Genomic DNA, 15,363 nt, shown 5'->3' with positions numbered 1-15,363 from the left:
GCGCAGTTCGCCATCGGTGCCGGTAAACGGTGGCCGCGGCCGGGACACGCCCATTCTTCCCGCCCGGTCATCTGGCCGACGGGTTCGATCGCGGTTAAGTTGGGGGAGTGAGATCTGAGCCGCACGTCCTCGGCATCGTCCTCGCAGGCGGCGAAGGCAAGCGTCTGTACCCGCTGACGATGGACCGCGCCAAACCTGCGGTGCCCTTCGGCGGCGCCTACCGGCTGATCGACTTCGTGTTGTCCAACCTGGTCAATGCCGGTTACGAACGCATTTGCGTGCTGACACAATACAAGTCGCATTCGCTGGACCGGCACATCTCGCAGACCTGGTGGACGTCTGGATTCCACGGCGAGTACATCACGCCGGTCCCGGCCCAGCAGCGACTCGGACCGCGCTGGTACACCGGCAGCGCCGACGCGATCTTCCAGTCGATGAACCTCATCACCGACGAACGTCCCGAGTACATCGTCGTCTTCGGCGCCGATCACGTGTACCGGATGGATCCGTCGCAGATGGTGGCCGCGCACGTCGAATCCGGCGCCGACGTCACGGTGGCCGGGATCCGCGTGCCGCGAGCGGAAGCCACGGCTTTCGGCTGCATCGACTCCGACGAGAGCGGGAAGATCACCCGCTTCCTGGAGAAGCCGACCAACCCGCCGGGCACTCCCGATGATCCCGACTCGACGTTCGCGTCGATGGGCAACTACGTGTTCACCACCGAGGCGCTGGTCGACGCGCTGCGAGCCGACGCCGCCGACTCGGACTCCGATCACGACATGGGCGGCGACATCATCCCGGCCTTCGTCAATCGCGACACCGCATTCGTCTACGACTTCAAGGACAACCAGGTCCCCGGTGCCACCGAGCGCGACACCGGGTACTGGCGTGACGTCGGAACCGTCGATGCGTTCTACGAGGCGCACATGGACCTGGTGTCGGTTCATCCCATCTTCAACCTGTACAACGGCCGCTGGCCCATCCGCGGTGAGACGCACAACCTCCCGCCCGCCAAGTTCGTCCAGGGCGGCGTCGCCGAGGACTCCGTGGTCGGGTCCGGTTGCATCATCTCGGCCGGCACGGTGCGCAATTCGGTGCTCTCGTCGAACGTCATCGTCGAGGACGGGGCGGTGGTCGAGGGCAGCGTGCTGATGCCCGGCGTGCGCGTCGGCAAGGGCGCGGTCGTCCGCAAGGCGATCCTCGACAAGAACGTCGTGGTCGGCGACGGCGAGCAACTCGGTGTCGACGTCAGCGCCGACCGCGAGCGGTTCTCGGTGAGCGCGGGCGGTGTGGTCACGGTGGGGAAGAACCTCCGCGTTTAGCGCGGCCGTCCGTCCCGTAGGGCCGCGCCGATGAGTGTCGCGATGTCGTCTCCGGCGTCGTCCGGCAGGGCGTCGACCGGCCACCAGCGCAGGTCCACCGACTCGTCGCTGCGCACGACGCGTGGGAGTTCGCCGTCGGACGTCGGAGCGGCGACCACGCGATAGCGGACATCGAGGTGGCGGGTGGGGACCCCCAGCGAGCAGGTGATCGGGTGGGTGTGGAGATGCACGATCCCCCCGCCGGGATCCGCGGGGTCTGGCGTGTCGAGCACGAGTTCGGGCATGCCCGACTCCTCCCGCGCCTCACGCAGCGCCGCGTCGGCGATGGAGTCGTCGGTCGGTTCGCAGTGCCCGCCGAGCTGAATCCACTTCCCGACCCGGGGGTGCAGGGTGAGCAGGACGTGGCGGCGCGTGGCGTCGAAGACGATCGCCGAACCCGTCAGATGTCCCGGAGCGCTGGCTCGCAGGCATCCCTCCGGGGACGCCGCGAGGAAGGCGAGGTACGTGTGCCGGAGGGTGTCCTGAGCGGGATCGGGTGTCTCCCACCGGGTGAGGGCCTCGACGGCGGATGCGTGCAGCGACTCGGCGGTCACAGCTCGACGACCCAGTCCGCGGTCGGGGCGGGCTCGCGCAGCCCCGCCGGCTCGAGGGGATGGCCGATGGCGACCGCGCCGAGTGGTTCCCAGCCCGGGTCGAGGTCGAGGACCCGGCGCACCGTCGGCGCGGCGAAGATGGTCGAGCCGATCCAGCAGCTGCCGATGTCGCGGACCGACAGTGCGGTGAGCAGGGTGGCGACCGCCCCGCCCGCTGCCACGGTGAACATCGTGTGCTCGGCCGCGTTGCGTCGTTCGTCGCGGTATTCGTGGACGCCATCGGGAACCAGGAACGGGATCACCAGTTCCGGTGCGTCGTAGAGGATCTGGCCGCGCCGCAGCCGCTTCTCGATGGACTCGGCTGTCTTGGAATCCGATTCGAGATCGGTGCGCCACTCGTGCGCCATCGCGTCGAGCAGCTCGCGGCGCCGCGAATCCGACCGCAGCCAGACGAAGCGAACGGGATGCGTGTGGTGGGGGGCCGGGGCGGTGAGCGCCTCGCCGAGCGCAGCACGCAGCTCTTCGGGGTCGACGGGCCGGTCGGCGAAGGTCCGCACCGACCGCCGGGTGCGGACGGCCTCGCGGCGTCCCTGCGCGATCGCCTCCTCGGTACCGAGACGGAACAGGTCCTCGTCGTGAGGCCGGATCAGGTCGGCGGCGGTGGTCCCGTTCTCGGCCGGTGCGAAACCACGGACGACCGCGACGGGGACGGCCGCGAGTTTGCCCTTCACGAGGTCGGCCGCGGCGGCCAGCTCGTCGGCCACCGCGATCTCGGTGACGATCAACGGGTTTCCGTAATCGTCGACTCCGCCCTCGTACGGATGGGTGACGGCGATACCCGCGGCGCCGATGGCGACGTCGGTCTGCCCGGTCCGCCAGGCCCGGCCCATCGTGTCGGTGATGATCACCGCGACGTCGAGGCCGGTGGCGTCGGCGACGTCTCGCCGGAGCTCAGCGGCGCTGCGGTCGGGGTTCTCCGGGAGCAGAGCGAGCTGGTCGCTGCGCACGTTCGAGCCGTCGATCCCGGCCGCGGCCTGAACCAGGCCCAGGCGGTTCTCGGTGATCAAGGTCCGGTTCTTGCGTGCCAGCACGCGTACCGATTCTTGGTCGACGAGGCGACGGCGCAACGCGTCCCGCGCCTCGGGGTCGCTCGGCGCGTCGACCATCCGGCCCTCGGCCTTGGAGATGATCTTGCTGGTCACGACCAGGACGTCACCGGATTCGAGCCACGGTGCGGCGGTGAGGATCTCGCGGGCGACGTCCGAGCCGGCGGTGAACTCGGGCAGGCCGGTCACCGGACGGATCTCGAGGTGGCCCGGGGCACGATGGTCGGGGCGAGCGGTCACGCGCGGCCCTTGTTCGAATCGGGGAGCGGGACGTCGACGAGTGCGCACGCCGCGCGCACCATCTGGGCGGTGGCCGCGGGATCGGTCATGAGGAGTGGGGCGGCGCCGACGGCGATGCCGTCGACGGAGGCATGGTCGCCCTCGGCGATCAGCCATCCGTCCAGAATCCCGTTGCCGCTGCGGGCGCCGTAATGTCCGGCGATGCCCTCGGCCGAGGACTCGACCTCGATCACCGACAGGCATTCGTCGGCCATGCCGCGCAGCGGGCGGTTGTCGATGACCGGTGAGATGCCGACGACCGGGGCCTTCGTCTGGCGCAGCGCGCTGCGCATCCCGGGAACGCTGACGATCGCGCCGATGCTCACGACCGGGTTCGACGGTGCGAGCAGCACCACGTCGGCGTCGGCGATCGCGTCGAGGACGCCGGGGGCCGGAGTGGTGTCGTCCGAACCGACCTGTGCGAAGCCGAAGGTCGGGATCTGGGCGCGATGGCGCACCCACCACTCCTGGAAGTGGATCGCGACCCGTTCGCCGTCCTCGCCGTCGGGTTTGGCGACGACGACGTGCGTCTCGTGACGGTCATCGGTCACGGGTAGGAGCCGCACGCCGGGGTTCCATCGCCGGGACAGCGCGGCGGTGACATCGGACAGCCGATATCCCGCATCGAGCATCTGGGTGCGGATCAGGTGCGTGGCGAGATCGCGATCGCCGAGGCCGAACCAGTCCGGGTCGGCGCCGTACGCGGCGAGTTCCTCCTTCGCGTGCCAGGATTCGTCGCGCCGGCCCCATCCGCGCTCGGGATCGATCCCGCCGCCGAGGGTGTACATACACGTGTCGAGATCGGGGCAGATGCGGACGCCGTGCATCCACGCGTCGTCGCCGACGTTCACGATCGCGGTGATCTCGTGTTCGCTCGCCTGGGCGCCGGACGCGTCGTCCTGGGGGACGGGGAACGCCGTCGGGCCGAACAATTCGCGCAGACCGAGGAGGAATCGTGCCCCTCCGACGCCCCCGACGAGTACGGTCACCTTCACAGCAGGTACTCCTTCACACCGCCACTGTAGTGCGCGGTGTGAGAGGGCGGTCAGGCGCTGTCGGCGCGGTCGGGATGAGTCCTACCGGTGCCGGGGTCGGTGTGACTTTGACGTCGGGTTGAGGTCAACGTCGTGTCGAGTCACACCGTTGTCGGATCCTGGTGGTAAACAGAGAATCTTTGACTTCAACTTGACCGCGACCGCTCCGGGCGTGTGTAATCACATCAGTGTCATTCCGAGTTTGAGATCGAGAACCTCTGGATCGAAAACCGCTGGACTTCAACGGATTCGATTGTATGTTCGAACTCGGGTGAGGGTCGGTTCCGGCACTTCGCGGGCCGTCGCTCGGGCGCTGTGTGTGTACGTCTGATGTGGGAGTTTCCGCATCCGTAGTACAAGTGGTGTGGCAACAGTGGTGGGTGCGGCACACAGGCCGTGTTCGCAAAGGACGCAGAAACTACCAACATCCCGAGCTAGGAGGCGCCGACGATGGCTTTGGAAAACCCGATCGGCAATCCGCTTGAACCACAGAATCGCCCGCAATTCATCGCCGAATTCAATACCCTTGGCCCCGTTGACGATTCGATGATCGGTGGCACCGCCACCTCGTCGGCCGTCGGTGCCAGGACCGATGTCGGGTCGCCACTCGGGCCCGTCGTCGACGACACGGACCCGGGCCGTCGCCATCTCTCGTTGGTGCCCAACGACTTCGACGATCTCTTCGATGCCGTCGAGGAGCAGTGGCAGGACCGCGCGCTGTGCGCGCAGACCGACCCCGAGGCGTTCTTCCCCGAGAAGGGTGGGTCGACGCGCGAGGCCAAACGGATCTGCCAGGGCTGCGAGGTGAAGTCCGAATGCCTCGAGTACGCGCTGCACAACGACGAGCGCTTCGGAATCTGGGGCGGCCTGTCGGAGCGTGAGCGCCGCCGCCTCAAGCGCGGCATCATCTGAGTCGGGTCCCCGAACGGGGATCGCTCGACATCACCGATCATCTCGCCGCGGTCGGCCGAACGGCCCCCGCGGCACTTCGACCGCGGATCACTCTGGTCCGCGGTCGATCGTGTCCTCGTCGACACCCAGGTGCGTCGCCACCTGTTGGACGAGGACCTCGTGGATCAGGTCCAGCAACTCGGTGCCCTTCTTGGCGCGGGATTCCAGCGGCCGGCGGAACAGGATGATCTGCGCACGCGTCGGCGCACCGTTCACATCCATCCCGGCGGGGATCAGCCGTGCAAGCGGGACTGCGCCGTCCGCGGTCACCTCGTCGGGCCACTCGACGGTCTCCGGGTCACGCGGCAGCAGCCTCGGTATCTCGTCGACGGCGATGTCGAGGCCGGCGATCTGGTCGTGCCATTGCGCGTCGATCTCGGCGAAGGCCTCGAGCGCCACCGCGTCGAATTCGTCGGACCGGCTGTTGTGGGCGGGGACACCCTGCGGGAGCAACGGCGAGCGCAGTCCGCGTCCGCGACGGTCTCGGTGACGGCCCACCCGCCGCCGACCGCGGCGCGCCTCCGGCAGGCCGGAGGAGCCACGTGGAGTCGGCTTCGGGTCGATACGCATGGCGAGAGTGTAGGAGGTCGGGCGAGCCCGTGTCTCCTCTGGCCGCCCGTGTGTTCTCCGGCGGCCCGCGCGGTGAGCGTGTCGTCGACGTGGTTGCGAGCGACGAGGGCTAATCTCGTCACGTGAAGCTTCCCCGACTGTGCTGCCGACCCGGCTGCGCCCGATCCGCGGTGGCTACCCTGACCTTCGTCTATGCCGAGTCGACCGCGGTGATCGGTCCGCTCGCGACGTCGCAGGAGCCGCACTCGTGGGACCTGTGCGACGACCACGCACGACGGATCACCGTCCCGCGTGGCTGGGAGATGCTGCGCAGCGAGCGTGGCTTCTCCGCACCGCCGGCCGAGGATCAGGAGCTGACCGCCCTGGCCGAGGCGGTCCGGGAGGCCGGAGCCGTCGCCGGTGGTGGACGCCCGCGCTATGTCGATCGCGGTCCGATCGACGCACTCGATGCTTTTGAGGACACCCACTTCGCCGACGCTCACCGGGACGCCGTCGAGGACCGTCGTTCGGGGCGCCATCGTGCCGGCCCGGTCGACGCACCGCCGCAGCCCGCCGGGGCGCCGCGGCACCAGACCCGGCCGCGTCCGGGGCGTCGCGGACATCTCCGGGTACTACCGGATCCGGTCGACTGACCGGTCACCACCGCGCGGGGGGCGTGGACCTCATCGACGTCGAGGAGGGACGTCGCCACCGCGACCATGCGCCGTCCCCGTCGACTGGGCGTCGTCTTTCGTCGACTGGGCATCGTTTCTCGTTCACTGTGCGTTGTTCAGTGACGACACAGTCCGGTGTTGCCCGGACTGTGCCGAGTACGTGGGCGCCGACTCCGCGACCTGGCTACCCTGGTGGCATGCGAACCGGTTCCCCCGACCTCGACAACGCCGAGGAGCTGATCTCGGCTGATGTCGACGGTTTGCTGAGATCGGTCGCACTCGCCGGTGCTCAGATACGCGCCGTCGCCGAAGCGGTTCGGGAAGGCGTGCTCGCGCCGCTCGCCGATCTGCGTCCGCGCAGCGTGGTCGTGGTCCACGGGTCCAGCGGGGTGTCCCATCGGGCCACCGACTTCGCGGTGGCCACGCTCGGCGCCCGGGTGGACGTCCCGGTGGTCAGCGGTCCGGTTTTGCCCGGGTGGATCGGGCCGCTGGACGTCGTGATCATCGCCGGCGACGACGCCGGGGACATGGCGCTCGCCGACGCCGCCGCGCGGGCATTGCGCCGGCGCGCAGAGGTCGTGGTGGTCGCGCCCGTGGCCGGACCACTCCAGGATGCGCTGGGCGGCAACGGGATCAACCTCGCGCCCCGCTTCGACATCGAACCCCGCTTCCGGTTCGTCGGCTTCGCCGCGGCGCTGCTCGCGGTGTTCGGGGCGTTGACGCAGGTCCGATTCACCGGAGCCGTGCCCGTGCTCGACGACCTCGCCGACGCGCTCGACGACGAGGCCTCCACCGGACATCCCTCGCGCGATGCCTTCCACAACCGCGCGAAGTCGCTGGCCTTGCGTGTCCAGGGGCGCCCCACCGTCTGGACGGCGGACAGCCCGGCCGGTGCGGCCATCGCCCGTCACGCTGTCGCCGGTCTCGTCGGCGTGTCCGGGATCGTCAGCGCCGCAGCCGAACTCACCGATGTCTCGCGGATGGTTCAGTTGCTCGGGGCGCGCCCGGACAGCGGGCCACCCGCGGACTCCATCTTCTACGATCCCGACTTCGACGGACCTCCGCCGGCTCCCGCCCCGCGAGTCCAGGTCATCTCGACCGGTCGGCGGGAGTGGTTCACGCGTCAGCGTGTCGCCGGCCTGGGCGAGATCGATCTGCTCGTCGGAGCCGATCGTGCACAGCAGACTTCGGCCGCCGGGGGCACGGACGGCCGGGAATGGGACGACCGGCGCCCGGCGCCGGGCGAGGATCCGGTGGCCGACGGCCCGGGGGATGTACTGGACTTCCTGATCGTGGCACTTCGGGTCGAGATGGCGGCGGTGTACCTCCGCCTGGTTGGGAACGCGATGCAATGAGGATTATCGACGGTGTGGTGCGGCCCTACGCGTGGGGTTCGCGGACGGCGATCGCGTCGATGCAGGGCAGGCCCGTGCCGTCGGCGCACCCCGAGGCAGAGCTCTGGTTCGGTTCCCATCCCGCGGGCTCGGCCCGGTGTGTGGACGTTGCCGGTATCCAGCAAGACCTCGTCGACGTGATCGACGCGGATCCGATCGGCACACTCGGCCCGGCGAGCACCGCCGCCTTCGGCGAGCGTCTGCCGTTCCTCCTCAAGGTACTCGCCGCCGAGGAGCCGTTGTCCCTGCAGGCCCACCCGTCCGCCGAGCAGGCGCGCGCGGGGTTCGAACGCGAGAACTCCCGCGGCGTCGCCCTCGAGGCTCGCGACCGCAACTATCGCGATCCGTGGCACAAACCCGAATTGATAGTCGCCACGACCCCGTTCGACGCCCTGGCCGGTTTCCGCCGACCGGAGGACACCATCCGGTTGCTCCGTGCGTTGCAGGTGAGCGAACTCGACCCCTATCTCGGGATGCTGGCCGGTCAACCGGATTCCGAGGGCTTACGGGCGCTCTTCACGACGTGGTTGACCCTGCCCGAGTCCCTGCTCCGCCAACTCGTCCCCGCGGTGCTCGCCGGCGCGGTCGCCGTCCTCAGCGCGGGCGAGACCGAGTTCGTCGCCGAACTGCGGACGGTCTGCGAACTCGGCGAGGCGTACCCGAACGATCCCGGTGTGCTGGCGTCGTTGCTGCTCAACAACATCCATCTCGAACCCGGCCAGGGCCTCTATCTGGCCGCCGGCAACCTCCACGCCTATCTCCGCGGTACGGGTGTGGAGATCATGGCGAACTCCGACAACGTGCTGCGGGGCGGACTGACGCCCAAACACATCGACGTCCCCGAACTGTTGCGCGTCCTCGACTTCACCCCCGTCGACGTCGCCGACCTGACACCTCAGGTCCGGACGATCGGTGCCGAGCGGGTCTACCTCACCCCCGCCCCCGAGTTCCGGCTGTCGCGTGTCGAGCTCGACGGCACCGGACTTCACCACGCGTCGTCGATCTGCTTCGACATGCCGGGTCCGCAGATCCTCGCCGTGCTCAGCGGTGCGGTGGAGGTCCGGCCCATGGGCGGGACCCCGCTGACCGTGACGGCCGGACGGGCGATGTGGATCACCGACGACGACCCGGACGTCATCGTCCGCGCGGCGTCGGCCCGGGCGGTCTTCTACCGCGCGCTGGTGCCGGCTGCGGTCACCGCAGACCCCGGGCTGACCTCGACGGTGGCGACCGCGGCCGAATGAGCCGATCACAGCGCGGGATTCGGCGCTGGGCAGATCAGCCCCGGGCGGGTACCGCCGGCGCGGCGGCCGCGGGTTCGGGGTAGCCGCCGATCAGGGTCCATTCATCGGGGGTCGCGACCATCGTGACCAGGGTCGGCCGGTCTCCGGTGTCCAGTGAGATGTCCTGTGGTGTGCGCGGATTCTGACGCAGCGCGACCGTGGCACCGTCGGCGGGCTCGCCGAGTCCCGGTGCGACGACGATCATCCGGGTGGTGTCGGGCTGGGGCGAGGGGGGACTGACCCCGTCGACGATGATCAGGGCCGGGCCCGGGCGCGCGGGGGTGCGGTCACCAGAGAGTGACAGGGCACTCGGATCGCCCACGGCGGTGACCACCGGGGTCCACCGGTGCGGGCGGTCGGTGTGCACGCGTACCGCGGCGCCGACCGCGACTGCCCGCAGGGCGATCTGGGCGACGACGTGGATGCCCGCGGCGACCGTGACCGTCGGGATTCCGGGCCCGACGAGCCGGGTGGCGACCGCGCGACCGGCGTGATCGGCCCCGATCAGCTGTCCGCAACCACCGGCCGGAAGGCGTGCCGAGGCGAGGAACGCGTCCGCCTCGGCTCCCGCGAGCACCGGGACAGCCCGGTCGAGGCGCGTCGGGGTCGAGATGGGGAGACTGGCTGCGAGAGCGTCGAACTGGCGTCCGTCGAGAGGGATCAGCCCGGCGGGCCACTCGGTCAGTGAGCGCCGTGCGGCAGGGAACTCGTTGAAGCGGACGATCCCGGAGACCTCGACCGTCGTGAGATCACTGCGGCGCCTGCCCTCGGTCGCTCGCGGACGCAACCGGACGGTGACGGTTGTCGAGACCGCGGAGTTGACCCAGATGCCACGTAGTACGTCGGTGAGTGCGGCCGGTTCGATGGCCGCGCTGCGCATCCGCAGTCCGGCCACGCCGACCGAGTCGCGTTCCTCCGCCAGTGAGTCCAGGGTCGCGCCCTCGGTCAGCTGCGTGGCAATGGCGGTGATCTGCGCCGCCGACAGGATCGTCGTCGACAAGCCCTGCCCGGCAAGCCGCTTGGCGACGCGGCGGGTGGTCACGGTCGCGGTGCGCAGTGCACCGGTCGCGCCGCCGCCGCGACGGGCGACCGCGTCGGCGCAGTCGAGCGGGTTGAGGCGCAGGACGACGAGCACCGACCGCTGGGCCGTCGCCGACAGCGGGCCCAGGGTGCGGTCGTAGGTGGCCGGCGCGACGCCCGAACCCCACACGCGCACACCGTGGCTGATGACCTCGATGGAGCTGAGTCGGATGTCGTAGGGGCTGATGCACTCCGCCAGGACCCCGAGGGGGATCACCTGCCCCGCTTCGTCGCCCATCTCGTTGTGCCCGGGGGTCAGGTAGGTCACGGCCGGACCTCCCGGGTCGACCCGGACCACCGTCACCAGGGTGTCGCCGACCCACCGCGCGCCGATCGTCGTCGGAGCCGGTGAACGTCGTGCCGCGGCGTGGGTGCCGGGTGCCGGCAACGGGATGTCGAAGGGCGCCGGGGCCAGATCGGCGTGGTCGCGGCGCATCCGCGACCACGAGAACGAGATGTGCGCGACGATCCGGCCGAACACCGACGCCCGGCCGCCGAGCCGCACCAGACCTGCCGAGACGATCACGGCGACACCGAGCGCGCCTGCGCCCCACACGCTGCCGGACACGGTCCAGATGATGAGCCCGACCGCCAGGATCACCTCGATCACGACGAGTGTGGGCAGTGCCATCCCACGCGTGTTGCGCTCCACGGTTGCGACCCCCTCGATCACCGCTGCCGACTGCCGCGTGCCCCCCCGACTGTGTGCACAAGCGGTGGAGCCCCACACGTCAGGGGCATGTTTGTCGGTTAGGCTACTACCGCGCGGCAGGGGGTATGCCGCAGGAGATCACAACCCGCCCGCCTCCGGACCAGGACCGACGGCGTGGAACGGGTGCGGACAGGGGGAGTCGTGGCACGTCAGCTGACGACCAAAGCCCAGGTCAACGGCTACCGTTTCCTGATCAAGCGGCTCGAGCACGCGCTGGTGCGCCGCGACGTCCGGATGCTGCACGATCCCATGCGTTCCCAGTTGCAGGCCCTCGTGGTCGGCACGGTCCTCGGTCTGCTGGTCCTCGGCGGGTGCGGGATCTGGGGCCTGATCCGACCCCAGGGCTCGGTCGGGGATGCCACGATCATCGTCAGCAAGAACAGCGGCAGCACCTACGTCCTGATCGAGGACACTCTGCATCCCGTGCTGAACCTCGCCTCCGCGCGGCTGGTGACCGGGAGTTCGGAGTCGCCGACATCGGTCGGCGACAACAAGCTCAAGCCCTATCCACGCGGGCCCCTGCTGGGCATCCCCGGTGCGCCGGCCGCCCTGCCTCGGTCGGCCCACCCGGACTCCTCGACCTGGACGGTGTGCGATTCGTCGACGGTCTCGGAGGCGCCGACCGAGGCGATCGAACAGACCGTCATCGCCGAGACCCCGCGCCTGGGCGAGTCGATCGGCGCGGCGCGTCCCGCCGATGCCGTGCTCGTCGACGCCGGTGACGAGACCTTTCTGGTGTATCAGCTGTTCCGGGACGGTGTCTGGAGCCCGGTGCGCGCCTCGGTCGACACCGGGAGCGCGCCGGTCATGCGGGCCCTCGGGCTCGACGGGGTCACGCCGCGACAGATGTCGACCGGCCTTCTGAACACCTTCCCGCTGGTCGATCCGCTTGCGGTGCCGCAGATCCCGGGTGCGGGGCAACCGGGCGCGGTCGACGGGGCGAGCATCGGCAGCGTCGTCAAATCGGTCGGTGTCGACGACACGACCAGCTACCATCTCGTCCTGCGCGACGGGGTCCAGGAGATCAGTGCGCCGACCGCCGAGCTTTTGCGACTGGCCGACTCCGATGCCTCGCCCGTCGCCACCGTTGCCCCCGGACAGCTCGCCGCGCTGAGAACCGTGCGTTCCGAACCCGTCTCGGACTTTCCCGAGGTCGCGCCGGAGCTGCTCGACGTGAGTGGCGATCCGACGCTGTGCCGCACCTGGACGCGGGGCTCCGGGGAACCCCGGGCGCAGACATCGTTGCTCGCGGGTCGCCGACTCCCGCTCGACTCGGACGCGGTACCGGTCCGATTGACGTCGTCCGACGGTGCCGGGCCGAACCTCGACGCGGTCTACCTGCCGCCGGGCTCGGGCGAGTATCTGCAGGTGACCGGCAACGAGGCGGACAGCGCGCGCACCGAATCCCTGTTCTACGTCAACGATTCGGGTGTTCGGTTCGGCATCCCGGACTTCGAGACCGGCGGGATTCTCGGACTGGGGGACTCACCGTCCCGCGCTCCGTGGTCGGTGGTGGCCCTGCTCGCGCCCGGGCCGACCCTGTCTCGCGAGAACGCGCTCGTCGCGCACGACGGCCTGGAGACGGTCGGACTCGAGGCCGGCATGGAGCCCACCGAGGGACCGTCGGCGGGAGGCTGACCGAGGGCAACCTCCCGCTCGGCCCTACGTGAGCGGACCGCCGACGATGTTGCCGACGATGCCGCGGATGACGTTCGTGCCGTCCTCGGATCGAAGTTCCTTGTACCAGGCCGCCGTCGCCTCCGGGTCTTTGCCGTGCGTGACGTCGCACCGCTTGCGCGCGCGCAGCACGAGGTCGGCGGCCCGCTCGGTGCGTGACGCCTCGTAGGCCGCGAGTGCCGCGTCCGGGTCGTCGGCGTGGTCGCGGAAGGCGAACTGCAGCGCGATCGCATCCTCCATCGCCGAGCAACCACCCTGGCCGATGTCCGGGGTGGTGTTGTGGGCGGCGTCGCCGAGCAGCGCGATGCGTCCCTTGACCCAGGTGTGGAACGGATCGATGTCGAGGATCTCCACCCGGTTCGTGGTCGTGGGATCCAGTGTGGCGATCAGCTTCTGGACCCCGGGCGCCCAACCCGCGAACTCCTCGGCGAGCACGTCGCGTGCGGTACCGCGCTCGAACGGGACTCCTTCCGGCATGGTGACGTCGAAGAAGAAGTAGAAACGGTCGCCCGCGACCGGCATCACCGACACCCGGCGCGAATCACCCACGTAGGTGGTCCATTCGGTGGCCGGTCCGATCTCCTCGTCGATCGGCACCAGCCCGTTGAAGTTGACGTATCCCGCGTAGCGGCGTTCGACGGTGTGGCCGAGCACATGGTCGCGGGCAAGCGACTTCGCACCGTCGGCGGCGATGACGACGTCACCTTCGGCGGTGGTGCCGTCGGCGAACTCGACGGTGGCGCGCTCCGGACCGTCGTGGACGGCGACCATCTTCTTGCCGAATCGGATCTCGTCATGACCGAAGGCGTTCATCAGCATGAGCTGTAGTTCGGCGCGGGCGATCGGATACGGTCGCTGGCCGACCTCGTCGATGAGTGGTGCCATGCTGAAGCGGCACATCGTCTCTCCGGTGAACGCGTCGACATAGCTCATCGAATCGACGATGCCGCCGAGTGCGGCCGTCTCCGCCTCCAGGCCCAGGTGGTTCAGGCACTTCACCCCGTTGGACCACACCGAGATCGCCGCGCCCACCGGCCGGTTCTCGGTGACCTGTTCGTACACTTCGACCTCGTGCCCGAGCTGTCGCAACGCGATGGCCGCCGAGGTTCCGCCCATACCGGCGCCGATGATCACTGCTTTCACAGGAACCCAGGCTAGGTGTCCCGGCGTCCCGGCGCGCGACGAGTGTCTCCGACCCCGGCCGCGACGGCCCGTACCGGGCGGATGTCGTGGACAGCGCGCAACCCGCGGGTCAGCCCCGGTGGTGTCCGGTGACGAGCGCGGTGACCATCTCCTGCCACTGGCGGGTGATCGTCTCGAGGTCGAGCCCGACGTCGACGAGCAGGTAGCGCACCGAACTCGCCGACATCGGCGCCTGGACGGTGAGCGCCAGGAAGTCGAGTGAGTCGTCGAAACCCAACTGACGCAACAAGATCTGCACGTGCTGGGTGGACGTCCGGGCCACCGGGTGGCTCATGAAGTCCTCGGCGCCCGCGCCTGCCTCCAGCAGGACGTCCAGGTGGTCGGAGGTCAGCTTGAGGCGCGCGCGGCCGTAGGCGAGCAGGCGATCGAGCGGGGGAGCGCCGGGGCCCAGCGGCTCGGGGCCGGACAGGTAGGCCTGCTGGATCTCGGACTCGCTGTGGTCGAGGAGGGCGAGCATGAGGCCGGTCCGGCTGCCGAAGCGACGGAACACTGTGCCCTTGCCCACACCCGCCTCGCGCGCGACAGCTTCCATCGTCACCGCGGCCGCGCCGTGGTGATCGATCAGGTTCTTCGCGGCGGCCAGCAACAGGCGCCGGTTGCGTGCGGCATCGGCACGTTCGGTCCCCGAGGGGTTGAGCGAGATGTGGAGCGGTGAGTGGTCGGGCCCATTCGGCACGTGATGAGCGTAACTCTTGACCAGATCCGGAATGAATCGGACCCTGGTCCGGTTACTGCAGGTCGTAGAAAGGTCCCGCGGACGCCCGTGGACCCCTGTGCCATCGAGAGGAATCACATGTCTGAACGAGTCGTCGAATTGGTCGCGCTGGTCGGAAGCCTGCGCGCAGCGTCGGTGAACCGCCAGCTCGCCCACGTGGCCGCGGACAACGCGCCCGCCGGAGTCTCCATCACGGTCGTCGACGACCTGGGCTCGCTGCCGTTCTACAGCGAGGACGTCGATATCGAGGATCAGCTCGACGCGGGCGTGGCGAAGCTGCGCCAGGTGGTCGGCTCGGCCGACGGCGTGCTCATCGCCACCCCGGAGTACAACGGCACCATCCCCGCTGCGCTGAAGAACGCCATCGACTGGCTGTCGCGGCCCTACGGCACCGGTGCGCTGACCGGCAAGCCCGTCGCGGTGCTGAGCGCGGCTCTCGGGCAGTACGGCGGCGCGTGGACCCGGGAGGACACCCGTAAGTCGGTCGGCATCGCCGGCGGTCGTGCGATCGAGGAGGCCGACCTGGGCCTGCAGGTCGCCGCTCTTCCCGAGGGGGGCCTGAGCGATCCGGCGGTCGTCGAGAAGATCGTCGCCTCGGTCTCCCGGCTCGTCGACGAGGTCACGGTCAACGCCTGACCCACTCCCGACTCCGACGCCGCGCCCGGCTCTGCCCGGCGCGGCGTCGTCGTGTCCGGGGTGCGACCGGCTCGGGTGTGGATGGTCGGTGGACACGTTGTGGACCGCCTCGGGACAACCTGTGAGCGACACGCCGAACATGCGGTGGACACGCC

Annotated in this window: 14 protein-coding genes; 7 read left to right on the top strand and 7 right to left on the bottom strand. The window is 69.7% G+C overall.

Translation table 11 applies throughout. The features are described 5' to 3' along the window. Positions 1-107: 107 nt before the first annotated feature. Entirely contained in the window at positions 108-1,322 is a 1,215-nt protein-coding gene (glgC, locus tag AC3B6C_RS24010; protein ID WP_488374380.1) for a glucose-1-phosphate adenylyltransferase, read from the top strand. On the opposite strand, the gene AC3B6C_RS24005 is transcribed toward glgC, so the two are convergent. Genes AC3B6C_RS24005 through cofD form a run of 3 tightly spaced genes read right to left on the bottom strand, consistent with a single transcriptional unit; the run spans position 1,319 to position 4,295 of the window. After that, positions 1,319-1,915: an NUDIX hydrolase gene (locus AC3B6C_RS24005; RefSeq protein WP_488374379.1), complete on the bottom strand. Its 597-nt coding sequence runs from the start codon at positions 1,913-1,915 to the stop codon at positions 1,319-1,321. The genes glgC and AC3B6C_RS24005 overlap by 4 nt on opposite strands. After that, complete coding sequence (locus AC3B6C_RS24000; RefSeq protein WP_488374378.1) at positions 1,912-3,261, bottom strand: coenzyme F420-0:L-glutamate ligase; 1,350 nt, start codon at positions 3,259-3,261, stop codon at positions 1,912-1,914. Before AC3B6C_RS24000 ends, AC3B6C_RS24005 begins: the two co-directional genes overlap by 4 nt. After that, on the bottom strand, positions 3,258-4,295 hold the full coding sequence (gene cofD / locus AC3B6C_RS23995) for a 2-phospho-L-lactate transferase (RefSeq protein WP_488374377.1): 1,038 nt from the start codon (positions 4,293-4,295) through the stop codon (positions 3,258-3,260). Before cofD ends, AC3B6C_RS24000 begins: the two co-directional genes overlap by 4 nt. Positions 4,296-4,988: 693 nt before the next feature. Here cofD and AC3B6C_RS23990 point away from each other — a divergent pair. Then, complete coding sequence (locus AC3B6C_RS23990) at positions 4,989-5,246, top strand: WhiB family transcriptional regulator (protein ID WP_171011557.1); 258 nt, start codon at positions 4,989-4,991, stop codon at positions 5,244-5,246. A gap of 87 nt (positions 5,247-5,333) precedes the next feature. Here AC3B6C_RS23990 and AC3B6C_RS23985 read toward each other — a convergent pair whose 3' ends face one another. Further along, on the bottom strand, positions 5,334-5,855 hold the full coding sequence (locus AC3B6C_RS23985; RefSeq protein WP_035717019.1) for a metallopeptidase family protein: 522 nt from the start codon (positions 5,853-5,855) through the stop codon (positions 5,334-5,336). Positions 5,856-5,977: 122 nt separating this feature from the next. Between AC3B6C_RS23985 and AC3B6C_RS23980 the strand changes: the two genes are divergently transcribed. The 3 genes from AC3B6C_RS23980 (at position 5,978) to manA (ending at position 9,146) form a co-directional block, all read left to right on the top strand. Further along, a complete protein-coding gene (locus AC3B6C_RS23980; RefSeq protein ID WP_014927557.1) occupies positions 5,978-6,487 on the top strand; it encodes a DUF3499 domain-containing protein in 510 nt (169 codons plus the stop codon). A 218-nt stretch (positions 6,488-6,705) separates the two neighbouring features. Further along, a complete protein-coding gene (locus tag AC3B6C_RS23975) occupies positions 6,706-7,863 on the top strand; it encodes a hypothetical protein (protein WP_010841388.1) in 1,158 nt (385 codons plus the stop codon). Next, a complete protein-coding gene (manA, locus tag AC3B6C_RS23970) occupies positions 7,860-9,146 on the top strand; it encodes a mannose-6-phosphate isomerase, class I (protein WP_488374376.1) in 1,287 nt (428 codons plus the stop codon). The genes AC3B6C_RS23975 and manA overlap by 4 nt, the downstream gene beginning before the upstream one ends. A gap of 34 nt (positions 9,147-9,180) precedes the next feature. On the opposite strand, the gene eccE is transcribed toward manA, so the two are convergent. Further along, positions 9,181-10,896: a type VII secretion protein EccE gene (gene eccE, locus AC3B6C_RS23965; RefSeq protein ID WP_488374375.1), complete on the bottom strand. Its 1,716-nt coding sequence runs from the start codon at positions 10,894-10,896 to the stop codon at positions 9,181-9,183. A gap of 222 nt (positions 10,897-11,118) precedes the next feature. On the opposite strand from eccE, the gene eccB reads away from it, so the two are divergent. Beyond that, a complete protein-coding gene (eccB, locus tag AC3B6C_RS23960; RefSeq protein ID WP_488374374.1) occupies positions 11,119-12,615 on the top strand; it encodes a type VII secretion protein EccB in 1,497 nt (498 codons plus the stop codon). Between the two features lie 24 nt (positions 12,616-12,639). On the opposite strand, the gene hpxO is transcribed toward eccB, so the two are convergent. Further along, the gene (gene hpxO / locus AC3B6C_RS23955; protein ID WP_488374373.1) at positions 12,640-13,797 is read right to left on the bottom strand and encodes an FAD-dependent urate hydroxylase HpxO; all 1,158 of its coding nucleotides are present in this window, start codon (positions 13,795-13,797) and stop codon (positions 12,640-12,642) included. A 109-nt stretch (positions 13,798-13,906) separates the two neighbouring features. Beyond that, positions 13,907-14,533, bottom strand: coding sequence for a TetR/AcrR family transcriptional regulator (locus tag AC3B6C_RS23950; protein WP_488358014.1), 627 nt, complete (start codon positions 14,531-14,533; stop codon positions 13,907-13,909). A gap of 117 nt (positions 14,534-14,650) precedes the next feature. Here AC3B6C_RS23950 and AC3B6C_RS23945 point away from each other — a divergent pair, with 117 nt between their 5' ends. Next, complete coding sequence (locus tag AC3B6C_RS23945) at positions 14,651-15,208, top strand: NAD(P)H-dependent oxidoreductase (RefSeq protein WP_488374372.1); 558 nt, start codon at positions 14,651-14,653, stop codon at positions 15,206-15,208. Positions 15,209-15,363 lie beyond the last annotated feature (155 nt).

It is taken from the genome of Gordonia sp. 11cp, assembly GCF_057767225.1.
This window is presented reverse-complemented; position numbering and strand designations above follow the sequence as displayed.